Source organism: Flavobacterium luteolum (assembly GCF_027111275.1).
GTDB lineage: Bacteria > Bacteroidota > Bacteroidia > Flavobacteriales > Flavobacteriaceae > Flavobacterium > Flavobacterium luteolum.
Window position 1 is genome coordinate 2,616,881 of sequence record NZ_CP114286.1, and the last position, 14,460, is coordinate 2,631,340.

9 protein-coding genes are annotated in these 14,460 nt (G+C 33.1%); 7 read left to right on the plus strand and 2 right to left on the minus strand.

Going from position 1 to position 14,460, the window contains the following annotated elements:
* The first annotated feature begins 16 nt into the window (after window positions 1–16).
* The 4 genes from OZP10_RS11285 to OZP10_RS11300 all read left to right on the plus strand — a co-directional run bounded on the left by OZP10_RS11285 (window position 17) and on the right by OZP10_RS11300 (window position 6,644).
* A complete protein-coding gene (locus OZP10_RS11285) occupies window positions 17–2,518 on the plus strand; it encodes a DUF5686 and carboxypeptidase-like regulatory domain-containing protein (RefSeq protein ID WP_281634705.1) in 2,502 nt (833 codons plus the stop codon).
* A 227-nt stretch (window positions 2,519–2,745) separates the two neighbouring features.
* A complete protein-coding gene (locus OZP10_RS11290; protein ID WP_281634706.1) occupies window positions 2,746–3,345 on the plus strand; it encodes a DNA-3-methyladenine glycosylase family protein in 600 nt (199 codons plus the stop codon).
* A gap of 111 nt (window positions 3,346–3,456) precedes the next feature.
* The gene (locus OZP10_RS11295) at window positions 3,457–3,987 is read left to right on the plus strand and encodes an inorganic diphosphatase (protein ID WP_281634707.1); all 531 of its coding nucleotides are present in this window, start codon (window positions 3,457–3,459) and stop codon (window positions 3,985–3,987) included.
* Window positions 3,988–4,100: 113 nt separating this feature from the next.
* The gene (locus OZP10_RS11300; RefSeq protein ID WP_281634708.1) at window positions 4,101–6,644 is read left to right on the plus strand and encodes a sodium-translocating pyrophosphatase; all 2,544 of its coding nucleotides are present in this window, start codon (window positions 4,101–4,103) and stop codon (window positions 6,642–6,644) included.
* A gap of 82 nt (window positions 6,645–6,726) precedes the next feature.
* Here OZP10_RS11300 and OZP10_RS11305 read toward each other — a convergent pair whose 3' ends face one another.
* On the minus strand, window positions 6,727–7,341 hold the full coding sequence (locus tag OZP10_RS11305; RefSeq protein WP_129746158.1) for a deoxynucleoside kinase: 615 nt from the start codon (window positions 7,339–7,341) through the stop codon (window positions 6,727–6,729).
* Window positions 7,341–8,156: a hypothetical protein gene (locus OZP10_RS11310; protein ID WP_281634709.1), complete on the minus strand. Its 816-nt coding sequence runs from the start codon at window positions 8,154–8,156 to the stop codon at window positions 7,341–7,343. The genes OZP10_RS11305 and OZP10_RS11310 overlap by 1 nt, the downstream gene beginning before the upstream one ends.
* A 213-nt stretch (window positions 8,157–8,369) precedes the next feature.
* Between OZP10_RS11310 and OZP10_RS11315 the strand changes: the two genes are divergently transcribed.
* The 3 genes from OZP10_RS11315 (at window position 8,370) to OZP10_RS11325 (ending at window position 14,377) form a co-directional block, all read left to right on the plus strand.
* On the plus strand, window positions 8,370–9,257 hold the full coding sequence (locus tag OZP10_RS11315; RefSeq protein WP_281634710.1) for a GLPGLI family protein: 888 nt from the start codon (window positions 8,370–8,372) through the stop codon (window positions 9,255–9,257).
* Window positions 9,258–9,314: 57 nt separating this feature from the next.
* Window positions 9,315–12,002 (plus strand): carboxypeptidase-like regulatory domain-containing protein, encoded by a 2,688-nt coding sequence (locus OZP10_RS11320; protein WP_281634711.1) that lies wholly within the window; start codon window positions 9,315–9,317, stop codon window positions 12,000–12,002.
* A gap of 92 nt (window positions 12,003–12,094) precedes the next feature.
* Window positions 12,095–14,377, plus strand: coding sequence for a hypothetical protein (locus OZP10_RS11325; protein ID WP_281634712.1), 2,283 nt, complete (start codon window positions 12,095–12,097; stop codon window positions 14,375–14,377).
* Window positions 14,378–14,460 lie beyond the last annotated feature (83 nt).

A 14,460-nucleotide genomic window follows, 5' to 3' on the forward strand; every position in this document is an offset into this window, starting at 1 on the left:
TTTTTTTTACTTTATAATGAACAAATTAACTCTACTTCTCTTATATATTGTATTTGCATTTGCGAATGTTGTTACTGCACAAACCAAAGTGAGTGGAGTTGTTTTGGACAAATCGAATCAGCCAATACCTTTTGCAAATGTAGTTTTTAAAGGTTCTAATATTGGGATTGTTTCAAATGAAGACGGTCGTTTTTATTTAGAATCACCAAATACTTATACCGCACTTTTGGTTACTTCAGCAGGTTTTTCAGATAAAGAAGTTCCTTTAGATAAAGCAGTTAATTATAATTTCAAAATTGTTTTGTTCGAAGAGCAAGTGCTTAACGAAGTTGTAATTTATACTGGAAAAACTTCTAAGAAGAATAATCCGGCATTGGATATTTTGAGAAAAATCTGGGAAAGAAAACGTAAAAACGGATTATACCTGTTTAATCAATATCAAATGCAGAAGTATGAAAAAGTGGAATTTGACATGAATACTATTGATAGTGCCTTCATGAAGAATAAGCTTTTTAAAGGAATGGAGTTTATCTTTAATCACATTGATACTTCCGATGTTACTGGAAAAACCTATTTGCCGATTTTTATCAACGAATCGGTTTATGATGTTTACGGAGATAATAAATTAAAAAAGGTAAAAGAAAATCTTACTGGAAATAAAATGTCTGGTTTCAATGGAAATCAGCAGATTTTATCTTTCGTTAAAGACCTTTATTCTGACTATAATATTTACGACAATCACCTGAAATTCTTTGATAAGAGTTTTACGAGTCCGCTTTCAAGAACAGGAATCGATGTTTACAATTATGTTTTAAAAGACAGTGCTTATATCGATAAGAAATGGTGTTATAATATTGTTTTTTATCCTAGACGTAAAAACGAGTTGACTTTTAAAGGAGACTTTTGGGTAAATGATACCACTTTTGCGATCAAGAAAATTAATATGGGTGTGACGAAAAGCGCCAATATTAACTGGGTAAAAGATATTTATATTGAACAGGAATTTGAAGTAGAAAACGACTCAGTTTTCCTTTTGACACGTGATTATATGATGTCTGATTTTGCTTTAAATAAAAAAGAAAAATCAAAAGGAGTTTATGGTAAAAGAACCACTTTATACCGTAATCATAAATTCAACATTCAGAAACCAGAGAAGTTTTATAAAGAAGAAGTAAATTTTATTGATAATGCCGTTTACGAACGACCGCCTGAGTTTTGGGAAGAAAATCGTTTTGAAAAACTAAATAAAGATGAGCAGGGTATTTATAAAATGCTTGATACACTGCAGACGGTCAAGCGATTTAAGCAGCTGTATAATCTGGTCTCTATCTTAGGAAGTGGTTACATCGAATTTAAAAACTTCGATTACGGACCAATATTTTCAACTTTTGGATATAACGAAGTCGAAGGTTTGAGATTGAGAGTAGGAGGAAGAACCTATTTTGGACCGAATGATCCATGGCGTATTCAGGCCTATACAGCTTACGGATTTGATGATAATAAATTCAAATACGGGGTTTCTGGAAAATGGATGGTTGACAAGAAAAACCGAGTTATTATTTCTGGAGGAAACAGGCGTGACATCGAGCAAATTGGTGCCAGTTTAACCACTACAAATGACGTTCTAGGACGAAGTTTTGCCTCTTCGGCCTTATTTACTACTGGAAGTAATGGGAAATTGACCAATATTAATTTGAGTAACATTTCTGTAGAAATGGAGCCTAAAAAGAATTTTATTGTCTCGGCAGGACTTTCATATCGAACATTAGAATCGGCATCGAAGACCTTTAGTTTGGATTATTATACAACTTTACCAACTGCAGCAAATCCAGCAGGAGTTGTCGAAAGCATGGTAAAACAATCTGAGGCTAATATTCAGTTTGAGTTTATGCCAAACAGAAAAACGATCGGTTATGGTGTAGAAAGGAGTCTGGTTGATAGTCCTTTTAGCCATTTCTTCGTGAATTTCAGTTACGGATTAAAAGGAGTTTTTGATAGTGATTTTGCGTATGAAAAAATTCAAGTTTTCTATAGACAACCAATTATTATCGGGCCTTTAGGAAGAACAAATATCACAATTGAAACAGGAAAAACGTTTGGTACAATTCCGTTAGGTTTGATGAGCGTAATTCCGGGTAACCAGACTTATTTTACAATCGAAAATACATTCAGTAATTTGAATTTCTATGAATTCGTTACAGATCAATATACAACCCTGCAGTGGAATCATGATTTTGGTGGAAGATTGTTTGCTAGAATTCCATTCATGAGAAAACTGAACTGGAGAGAGTTTATAGGAATTAGAGCTGTTCACGGAACTATTTCTGATGCCAATCGTGCCATCAATGCTTCAGGATTGCCTTATAACGCTCCTGAAAAAGTATACTGGGAATATAATGCAGGAATTGGAAATATTTTTAAAGTATTCCGTCTCGATTTTTCTTGGAGAGGAAATTATCTAGATATGCCAGACGCGCACAAATTTGCAATTAAAGGATCTTTCGGGTTTTATTTCTAGTTTTGTAAAGGTGCAAAGGCTCAAAGTTACAAAGTCGCAAAGGTTTAAAATCTTTGCGACTTTTTTGTGTTTAAATATTTTGTCTCGCGCAGATAAGGCAGACTTAATATTCTTTAAAAATTTTAATTTATCTGTTAGATCTACGTGAAAAAAACTTAGCGACTTCGCGTCTTTGCGAGAACTAATTTCATTTTCTTATTTTTGATTTACTTTCGAAATCCAAAACCATGCAAGAAGCCATCGATTTTTTAACCAATAAAAATCCAATATTTCTAGAAATTATTGAAAAATACGGATTGCCTCCAATTCCGAGACGTCCTCCTGGATTTGAAACTTTAGTTTTATTAATACTTGAACAGCAAGTTTCTATCGATTCGGCGAAAGCCACATTTTTAAAAATCAAAGCTTACAAAACTTGCAATCCCGAAAATATGGCTGTTTTGACTGATGAGGAATTTAGAAATTTGGGGGTAAGTCGCCAGAAAACAAAATACATTAAGATTTTAGCGGAAGCGATTTTAAACAAAGAATTAGATATTGAAAGTTTAGCTTCAAAACCAGCAAAACAAGTTCGTGAAGAACTCATTAAACTAAAAGGAATCGGCAATTGGACAATTGATATTTATCTGATGTTTTGTTTGGAAGAACCCGATTTAATTCCGCTTGGCGATATAGCAGTGATAAATACGATCAAAGAATTGCTGGATATTCATGACAAACAAGAAATGGAAATTCACGCAGAACAGTGGAGTCCGTATCGATCTTATGCGACCTATTTGCTATGGCATTATTACCTGAAGAAAAGAAATCGAACAATTACCTATTAAATGCTTGTTTTTTAAACTTTAATGCACATAATTTAACCTTGTTTTTTATTGTAAAACTAGATTCTTTAGTTATTTTTGCAACCGAAATTATAGAAACAATAAAAAACGAAAATGACCGCAGACAAATTAACGACTTTCGATGTGTTAATCGAAATACCACGAGGAAGCAGAAATAAATACGAGTACGATTTTGAAATTAAAAGAATGCGTTTTGACAGAATGTTATTCTCTTCAATGATGTACCCAGCAGATTACGGATTTATTCCAGAAACTTTAGCTTTAGATGGTGATCCTCTTGACGTATTAGTTTTGGTAAACGAACCAACTTTCCCTGGATGTGTTATGGAAGTGAAGCCAATTGGTGTATTCCACATGGCAGATGATAAAGGACCAGACGAGAAAATTATTTGCGTACCAGTTTCAGATCCAATCTGGAATTCATTAAACGATCTTTCTGATATTAATCCTCACTTAGTAAAAGAAATCGAGCACTTTTTCCAAGTTTACAAAGATCTTGAAAACAAAAAAGTAGATGTAGAAGGATGGGGAGACGTAAAAGAGGCTTACGACATTATCGCTGAGTGTACAAAACGTTTTGATGACATTGAAAATAAACCAGAGGGATTATTTAGCATTAAATAATTTTAACCTTATTCTATTATAAAAAAAGCAATACTACCGTCAGGAGTATTGCTTTTTTGTTTAAATTCGTTTCAGTTAGATTGTTGACTATTAACCAAAACCATTAATATATTATGAATGCATTTATGATTTACCTGCCAATTATAATGGCAGTTTTAGGATTACTTTTCATGGGAATAAAAAGGACTTGGGTTTTAAAACAAGACGCTGGAGACGGTAAGATGAAAGAGATTTCAGATTACATCTACGAAGGGGCCTTAGCCTTTCTAAAAGCCGAATATAAACTATTAACCATCTTTGTAATTATTGCCAGTTTAGCTTTGGCAGGAATTACTTTTATTCCAGGAGTAAAGACACATTTATTAATCGTAATAGCATTTATTTTTGGTGCATTCTTTTCTGCTTTAGCAGGAAATATGGGAATGAAAATCGCAACAAAAACAAACGTTAGAACTACACAGGCGGCTCGTACAAGTTTACCGCAAGCTCTAAAAGTTTCTTTTGGCGGTGGAACTGTAATGGGATTAGGCGTTGCCGGATTAGCCGTTTTAGGGTTAACATCATTTTTTATAATTTTCTTTCATTTATTCTCTGGCGGAGTTTGGAAAGATACCGATACAATGACAGTTGTTTTAGAGACATTAGCGGGATTTTCACTTGGTGCAGAATCAATCGCTTTGTTTGCTAGAGTTGGAGGTGGAATCTACACAAAAGCAGCCGATGTTGGAGCTGATTTAGTTGGTAAAGTTGAAGCTGGAATTCCAGAAGATGATCCACGTAATCCTGCTACAATTGCAGATAACGTAGGAGATAACGTAGGAGACGTTGCAGGTATGGGTGCCGATTTATTTGGTTCTTATGTAGCAACTGTGTTGGCTGCGATGGTTCTTGGAAACTATGTAATAAAAGATATGGGGGGAAGTATCAATGACGCTTTTGGCGGAATTGGACCAATTTTACTTCCAATGGCAATTGCCGGATTTGGAATCTTATTTTCTATCATCGGAACAACTTTAGTAAAAATATCAGATGACAATGCTAAAGAAGCACAAGTGCAGAAAGCATTAAATATAGGGAACTGGGTTTCTATTGTTTTAACAGCTGTGGCTTGTTTCTTCTTAGTACAGCACATGCTTCCAGAAACAATGCAAATGACTTTCTTTGGAGAAGGTTCTAAAGCGATTTCATCAATGCGTGTTTTCTATGCTACATTGGTCGGATTAGTTGTAGGTGGTGCTATTTCATCAGTAACAGAATATTACACAGGATTAGGAACAAAACCAGTTATGGCAATTGTTCAAAAATCATCTACAGGAGCGGGAACAAACGTAATTGCAGGTTTGGCAACCGGAATGATTTCCACTTTTCCAACCGTATTATTGTTCGCGGTTGCAATTTGGATTTCGTATGCTTTAGCAGGATTTTATGGAGTAGCTTTAGCAGCTTCTGCAATGATGGCTACAACAGCAATGCAATTGGCAATTGACGCTTTTGGACCTATCTCTGATAACGCTGGTGGAATCGCCGAAATGAGCGAATTGCCAAAAGAAGTTCGTACTAGAACTGATATTTTAGATTCAGTTGGAAATACAACTGCTGCAACTGGAAAAGGATTTGCAATTGCTTCTGCAGCCTTAACTTCATTGGCTTTATTTGCTGCGTATGTAACTTTTACAGGAATCGACGGAATTAATATTTTTAAAGCGCCAGTTTTAGCGATGTTATTTGTCGGCGGAATGATTCCGGTAGTTTTCTCTGCTTTGGCAATGAATTCTGTTGGAAAAGCAGCAATGGATATGGTATACGAAGTTCGTCGTCAGTTCAAAGAAATTCCTGGAATTATGGAAGGAACAGGAAAACCAGAATACGGAAAATGTGTTGAGATCTCTACAAAAGCTGCCTTAAGAGAAATGATGCTTCCAGGGATTTTAACGATTGGTTTTCCAATTTTAATTGTTCTTTTAGGAAAACTAGTTTACTCAGACAACAATCAGTTAATTGCTGAAATGTTAGGTGGATATATGGCAGGAGTTACTGTTTCTGGAGTTCTTTGGGCAGTTTTTCAAAACAATGCTGGAGGTGCTTGGGATAATGCTAAGAAATCTTTTGAGGCAGGAGTTATGATCAATGGAGAAATGACTTATAAAGGTTCTGATGCGCACAAAGCAGCAGTTACTGGAGATACAGTTGGAGATCCGTTTAAAGATACTTCTGGACCATCAATGAATATTTTAATCAAATTAACTTGCTTGATTGGATTGGTAATCGCGCCAATTTTAGGAGAAGGTCACGCGCCATCAGACATTGCAGGAAAAGCTTCTTGCTGTGCTAAAACAGAAATGCATGCAGGAATGTCTAAATGTGGCGATATGTCTGGAATGACAAAAGAAGAATGTATTAAAATGTGTAAAGAAAAAGGTTGTTCTGAGGAAGAAACGGCAAAATGTTTAGCGCACTTTGATAAAACTGGAAAATATCAAAAAACAGATTGTTTTGATACTAGCAAATATGAGAAACAATCGGTTCGTGTTGAAGTAAAAAATATAAACGGTAAAACCACTGGAACTGTTACTAAAACAGTAGATGGAAAAACAACAACCGAAGTTTTTGAAGGAACTGAAGAAGAAGTTCTGGCAAAAGTTGAAGCTGCGAAATAACAACTTTGACAAGTTTCTTAAAATAGAAAAAGCCTCTAAAAATATTTTTAGAGGCTTTTTTATATTCTGTAACAATTTGTTTTTAGAACAATCCGTTCAATTCTGCATCAATTCTATTAATGATGTCTCCTAAATCTTCAGGATTATCAACAAAATTAATATTGTCAACATCGATAATTAGTAACTTTCCTTTTGTGTAAGTCTGAATCCAAGCTTCGTATCTTTCGTTCAAACGGCTCAAATAATCTATAGAAATAGAATTTTCATACTCGCGTCCGCGTTTGTGGATTTGACCAACAAGATTAGGAATTGAACTTCTCAAATAAATCAACAAATCGGGAGCTTTAACCAAAGATTCCATCAATTCGAACAAAGATGTGTAATTTTCAAAATCACGACTTGTCATTAATCCCATTGCGTATAAGTTGGGAGCAAAAATATGTGCATCTTCGTAAATCGTTCTGTCCTGAATAATCTTTTTTCCGCTTTCGCGAATTTGCTGCACTTGACGAAAACGGCTATTAAGGAAATAAATCTGAAGATTAAATGACCAACGTTCCATCTGATGGTAAAAATCATCCAGATACGGATTGTCGACTACATCTTCATAATGAGGTTCCCATTTGAAATGTTTTGCCAATAATTTGGTCAGAGTAGTCTTTCCTGCGCCTATGTTTCCTGCTATTGCTATGTGCATTACGGTATTACGATTTTATAATTTGATATATCTGTAGCTGTAAAAATAGATAAAATTTGGTCTTTGTAATAAAAATTGTCAAAGGTTTTTTCCAAAACTTTGATTTCTGAAATTACTTCGGGATTCAATTTATTCATTCCTTTAAAATACAATAAATTATCTTTACAGAAAAGATATTGCGAAGAATTGACAATAGTGATTCTATCAAAATCAGTTATCTTTCCTAGCGATGTGATCTTCCCAAAAATATCAGAAGAATACCAGTTGTTTTTCTTATCAATCCAATAGAAAGTATTAAAATCAGTTTGGTAATACTGAATTGATTCAGTAAGTGGAATTGAAACCGTTTTGTATTCATTTTTTAAATAATCAAAAAGACCAATCTGTTGGTTTAAAGTGTTATAAATCCATAACTGATTTTGCGTAGACATTCCGATGGCGCTTACTACAATTGGAGTTGCGTTTTGAGAAAAATTAATTTCTGTCATTTTATTTAGTTGATTGTCTAATAAAACAACACTATTGAAGTCTTCATAAAAAAGTACAATTTTTAACGGATTTTGAAGATCGACTTTCGTGATTTTTCCCAAAGAAACATTCTTATACTCGAAGATTTCTTTGCCTTTCGTTTTACTAAAAACATTATTCGTAATCTGATAAGAATATCCAAACGAATCATATCCTAAAAATATATCAGAAGTATTTTTATACTGTGAAATTAAAGTTGGAGTTATGATCAAATCCTGAGCTGAAAGCGCCTGAAAAGTGCAGAAAAGAAATAAGAAGAATAAAGTTTTTTGCACCGTTTTACACATTAGCGTTTATTTTACAAGAGTACCAAATTACAAAAAACTCTCCTTAGAAATTCAATTTTAAGTTTTAAACCTTTTTAAAATCTAATAGTCTAAAAAATAAGCGGTTCTGTCTATGCCTTAATACCATTAATATATTTAGTTTTTCGAATTTTAAAATAAATAATACATTTGAATGTAAGTTTTATCGGATTTGCTCACTTTAAAGAAAATGAAATGAAAAAGATATTTTTTTATGCGATTGTAATGCTTGTTTCTACTCAAATTCAGGCGCAAAAAGATTTTCAGGGAATGGCCGTTTACGAGTCAAAAACACAAACGCCAAAGTTTGAAGGAATGCGTGGAAATAGAGATATTACGCCAGAAATGCAGAAAAACATGGAGGAACGTATGAAAAAAATGCTCGAAAAAACATTCATTTTGAATTTCGATAAAGCAGCATCAATTTACAAAGAAGAAGAAAAACTAGAAACACCAGGCCAGCAAGGTGGTTTTCGCATGATGTTTGGCTCGCTTACAGGCGGAGGAGGCACATTTTATAAAGATGTAAAAGCAAAAACGTATACTGTTGATAAAGAATTTATGGGCAAAGAATTTCTTGTTGTCGATTCGCTGCCAAAGCTAAACTGGAAATTAGAACAAGAAACCAAACAAATTGGCGGGTACAATTGTTATAAGGCGACAGCAGTAAAACAAGCAAGTAAAACCGATTTTAGAAACTTTAGGCCTAAAAACAACGGCGAAAAGAAAGAAGAAGTTAAAAAGACTTCGGACGGTACGAAAACCAATTTTGCCGATAATTTTGAAATACCAAAAGAAATTGTCGTAACAGCTTGGTATACAACAGAAATTCCAATAAATCAAGGGCCAGAAAACTATTGGGGACTTCCAGGATTAATCTTGGAAATCAATGATGGAACTACGACAATTTTATGTTCAAAAATTGTTTTGAACTCAAAAGATAAAGTAGAAATTAAACCTTCTAAAAAAGGAAAAGTAATTTCTCAGAAAGAATATGATGAAACGGTAATAAAAAAAATGGAAGAATTTAGAGAGATGAATCGTGGCAGAGCTGGCGGACCACCACCTCCAATGGGAAGGTAATGTTTGTAAAACACCAATTCTTTAAAATCCAAAACACAAACTTTCAATATTCTTATCATGAATAAGATCCTTTTTGTATTCGCCTTGCTTTTTACTTCTATTTCCTTTTCGCAAAGTATCCGTTTTGATGGTTTGATTCAGGATGAAAAAAAGAACCCGTTAGAAATGGCCAATATTATGGCTATTAATAATGGCACAAAAGCAATGGATTCTTACGGAATAACCAATGATAAAGGAAAGTTTCAGCTGACGTTAAAACCAAATACGGCTTATACTATAAAAGTGAGTTATTTGGGAATGAAATCTAAAGAAATTGCAGTATCGACTAAAACTGAAAATATGAGTCAGAATATTGTTTTAGATGGTGCTGGAATAGAATTGGAAGGTGTCGAAATTGTTCGCGAAATGCCCGTTTCCATAAAGGGAGACACAATTGTTTACAATGCAGATTCTTTTAAATCGGGAACAGAAAAAAAGCTTGAAGATGTCTTAAAGAAGCTGCCAGGAGTTGAGGTAAATGCTGACGGAGAAATTGAAGTAGAAGGAAAAAAAGTCAGCAAATTGATGGTGGAAGGAAAAGATTTTTTTGACGGAGATACCAAATTAGGCGTTAAAAATATTCCAGCCGATGCTATCGATAAGGTTCAGGTTTTAAGAAATTACAATGAAGTAAGCGCACTTAAAGGTCTAGAAAACGATCAAGATAATGTGGCGATGAATATCAAATTAAAAGAAGGAAAAAAGAACTTTTGGTTTGGAGATGTTACCGCAGGAATTGGCGTCGCAGAATTGGATAGTCGCTATATTATTAATCCGAAACTATTTTATTACAGTCCAAAATACAGTATTAATTTAATCACCAATTTTAATAATATTGGAGAATTACCACTTACTGCACAAGATTATTTTAAGTTCACGGGCGGATTTAAAAATATGATGAAAAAAGGCGGAAGCAATTTTAATGTTTCTTCAAATGATTTAGGAATTTCACTGCTTCGAAATAATCGCGCTAAAGAAATCGAAACCAAATTTGGGGCAACAAACTTCGCTTATTCTGTAAATAAAGCTTGGAACTTAAGTGGTTTCGGAATTCTTTCAACTTCAAAAACAGATTTAGAGACTAAATCTCAAACTACGATTTTGGATTCTGGAGATCAGCAGAAACGCGATGAAATGACGCATCAAAAGAATAATTTGGGACTTTTTAAATTAAGTTCAACTTACAAACCAAATGATAAATTTCAGTTTGATTATGATATCTTAACCAAATTATCAAAACAGAATGAAGATACAGATTTGCTTCGTGAATCTATTGTTAGTGATGTTTCTGCGGTAGAAACTATTTTAACTCAAAAAAAGCAAGATCCAACTTCTATAAATCAGAATCTAAGTTTATATTATACACAGAGCAGTAAAAATATTTTTGCTTTTGAAATGCAGCATCTATATCAAGATGAAAATCCGTTTTATAATGCCAATTTAAGAACACAGCCGTTTGATTTATCGGGTTATATTTCAGGACAAAATCGTAATGATTTAAATCAGGATCGTTTTGTAAAAACCAATAAAATCGATGCAAAACTGGATTACTATTATATGGTAACACCAAAAAGCAATATTAATGTTACTTTTGGAAATACCTATTCGTATCAGAATTTCAATTCTCACATTTTCCAAATGCTAGATAATGGGGATCGAAATGATCTTAATGATACGGAAAACAATAATGATGTAGATTATAGATTTAATGATGCCTTTTTAGGTTTTCATTATAAAATTCTAACAGGAAAATTTACGTTTACGCCAGGAGTAAGCCTTCATACGTATCAAATGACAAATGGGCAATTGGGGAGCGATTATTCTCAGAATTTTGTAAAGGTGCTTCCAGATTTCTTTGCTTTATATCAAATCAAAAAATCAGAAACTTTGACTTATAATTTCTCTCTGACTAATGATTTTACCGATATCAATCAGCTGGCAGCGGGTTATGTTTTGTCAGATTACAGTAGTTTATTCCGCGGAAACCGTTTTTTAGAAAATGCTACTTCACAAGTGCATTCGTTGCGCTACTTTAAGTATAATATGTTCAATTTTGAGAATATATTTGCCAACGCAACATACACGAAAAAGGTAGACGCCATTAAAACAAAAGCCGATTTTGACGGAATTAATCAGTCTTCGGTTCCTTATAATTCCAATTTGGCAGACGAAACTTTTTCGGGAATGGGAACTTATGGACGTTCTTTCTTGAAAAACTACAAAGCATCAGCAAGTGCAAGTCTTAATTGGTCAAAATTCAACAACATTCAAAACGAAAAATTAGCAACTACAGAGAGTTTTGTGCAAAGCTATACGGTTAAAGCTTCAACAAATTATAAAAAACTGCCTAATATAGAGTTTGGCTATAATCTCTTGGTTAACAAGTATAGCGGCTCTACTTTTTATACCGATAAACCATTTGCAAGATTAGACTATTATTTCTTAGACAGTTTTTCTTTTGTTTCAGAGTACGAATTCTATCATTATTATAATGGAAACAAAACAGTAGACAACGAATATGATTTTTTGAACGCCAGTTTAATTTATCAAAAAAAGAACAGTAAATGGGAATATAAAGTCTCGGCAACCAATTTGTTAAATACTAAATATCTTAACGATGACAGTTTTTCGCAATTCTCTACAAGAGTTTCCCAGTACACCGTACAGCCTCGTTACATTATATTTTCGATGAAATATAATTTGTAGTATTTTAACTGCAAAATTATGATTTTTTATGATTTGTTTAAAGATGAATCAGATATCTTTGCGCAATATTACTAACAACAAAACATGTAGTTATGCGCAATTTTATTTGGAGCTTATCACTCCTTTTTGCTGGAATTTCTACCTCTTTCGGCCAAACAAATGGGATAGAAAAAGGAACTTATTTATCTACAAATAAGGGAGGGAAAATCAAATTAAATTTATTGGATAATAATAAGTACGAATTGGTTTTTTATTCAGGAGATTACAAAATTGAAGGTGATTCTCTTATCTTCTTAAAAAATACTAAAACAGTCAATAGATTTGATCTTTCTTTTGCTAAAGATAAAAAAGCAAAAAAGATTAAAATTAAGTTTTTGAATCCTTCTTATTACTCATTTTTTATAGGAACTCAAAATGGTTCTGAAGCAGTTCAGTATCAAAGAGTAGCCGATATTAAAACAAAAGTAGATCCAGATTGGAAAACTACAGATTTAGATTTTGAAATAGAAAAAACTGATTTTCTGTACTTGGTTTATGAAGATTACAACGGTAAAAGTGACGTAAGCAAATATGCCTTACCGAAAGATGTTTCGGAGGTAACAATAAACTATGATCTGGCGGTTTTGAATGATTTAAATCTTGGCGGATTTTTTGATAAAAAAACAAATGAATTACGAATTTCTGAATCATACGGGAAAGATCCTTTGGTATTTGTAAATGAAAAAGATGAAAAGCCAGCTAAGACTCCAGCAGTCGTTCCAATACAAACTGAAAGTATTTCAAACTGGACGTATCCAGGGAAAGACTCTTATTATGGAGAGAGTTACGGAGGAGCTGTAGTCGATAGCATATATAATAGTCTGCCAGTTGATACTACTGCAGTACCAGCAGCAGATTATCCTCTTGATCCTCCTTCTTCCTATACTAAATACGATTTTAAACTAAAAATAGAAGACAATCTAAAAAAGGCAATAGAATCTACCAAAACAGCTAGTAACAAATTTTTGGTAGTTGTGGTTGATGACAAGAATAAAAAGGCAAAAGAAGATTTTGATGCTTTTATAAAAAATCAGGAAACACAAGCTGGATATAGTATGTATGATTCCTATAATGCTCAATATGATATTTATAACTATTATCTGGCTGGAATCAATGATAAAAAATGGCTGAAAAGCAATAAAATTACAAACGATCCAATTGTTATTGTTTTAAACGATAATGGGGATATATTAGCAACAGCAAAAGCTAATTTGTCAAATAAGGAGGAAGCGTTTAATTATTATGGAAATTTTTATCCCAAATTATTGCGTACAAATGCTCTTGTTTCTTTAGGAAAAAATCTGAAAAACCAAAAAGCGTCAGATGATGATCTGATTCAAGCTTTTAATAAAGCGGCATTACTTGCAATATCATACAGTTACGATTCAGATTACATTTCATCAGATCCTACAGAATTAGTTTTTGCAAAAACAGTATTGGATCAAAAAGAAGTGGCACAAAGTTGGAAAAAATTGATTGAGGCTCATCAAAAAGATAAAACAGTAAATATGTATTTGGTGGAAACAATTTTGAAAGAAATCAAAAATGAAGGATTTACAAAACAGCTCTTTAACGAAGATAGAATTCTTAACGACACAGATTTCTTAGCAATTGATTATATATTAAAGCATTCTGACGAAATTGAAAAAGAACTAGGTACATTCAACAATTTGAAAAGAAATGACATGTATGGACAAGTGCCTTTAATGAATAACCCGATTTCTGAAGTTACGAATGCATTACAGCAAAATCTTTACGCTTCTCAGGACGGACTTACAGGCGAAATGAACAAAGAGAAAATAAATTCTGTCTATAAAAAAATTATCACATCTGGAAAAGGCAATTTTGATGCCTACAGAAATTATTTTTATTATTTAAGTCAGCTTGTAGATCGGGATGATTCTAATACAACTTACTTAAGAGAGTTTAATACCTATTTTGATGCAACATTGGCAGGAACAAGTCCAATAGAAAAATTAGATGCTATATTTTCTGGATTAGATTCAAGTTCAAGTTATTCTTATGATGGATGGAACTCATTTAAAGAGTACCATTCAGACATTTCCAATAATGCGGCTTGGGCAGTGGTGACAAATCCTCAGAATTCTAACTTTATTAAAGATGCGATAAAGTGGTCTGAATACAGTTTAGTGTTAACTAAAAACAATCCATATTATTTAGATACTTTGGCGCAGTTGTATTATAAAGATGGACAGAAAGATAAAGCTATTGCAACTCAGACTTTGGCGGTAAAATATTTAAGTGATACTGTTGAAGAAGAAACTGCAAGCGAAATAAAAGAAGTATTAGCTAAAATGCAGAATGGAACTTATTAATAAAACTATCGTATAAAATAAAAGCCGATTTCTAATTTTTAGAAATCGGCTTTTTTATGTTTACCAACTAAGATGTCTAACAA

Bases quoted from the DNA above. Each gene is read 5' to 3' on its own strand.
- OZP10_RS11285 (WP_281634705.1), top strand. From the start codon at position 17: ATGAACAAATTAACTCTACTTCTCTTATATATTGTATTTGCATTTGCG.
- OZP10_RS11290 (WP_281634706.1), top strand. From the start codon at position 2,746: ATGCAAGAAGCCATCGATTTTTTAACCAATAAAAATCCAATATTTCTA.
- OZP10_RS11295 (WP_281634707.1), top strand. From the start codon at position 3,457: ATGACCGCAGACAAATTAACGACTTTCGATGTGTTAATCGAAATACCA.
- OZP10_RS11300 (WP_281634708.1), top strand. From the start codon at position 4,101: ATGAATGCATTTATGATTTACCTGCCAATTATAATGGCAGTTTTAGGA.
- OZP10_RS11305 (WP_129746158.1), bottom strand. From the start codon at position 7,341: ATGCACATAGCAATAGCAGGAAACATAGGCGCAGGAAAGACTACTCTG.
- OZP10_RS11310 (WP_281634709.1), bottom strand. From the start codon at position 8,156: ATGTGTAAAACGGTGCAAAAAACTTTATTCTTCTTATTTCTTTTCTGC.
- OZP10_RS11315 (WP_281634710.1), top strand. From the start codon at position 8,370: ATGAAAAAGATATTTTTTTATGCGATTGTAATGCTTGTTTCTACTCAA.
- OZP10_RS11320 (WP_281634711.1), top strand. From the start codon at position 9,315: ATGAATAAGATCCTTTTTGTATTCGCCTTGCTTTTTACTTCTATTTCC.
- OZP10_RS11325 (WP_281634712.1), top strand. From the start codon at position 12,095: ATGCGCAATTTTATTTGGAGCTTATCACTCCTTTTTGCTGGAATTTCT.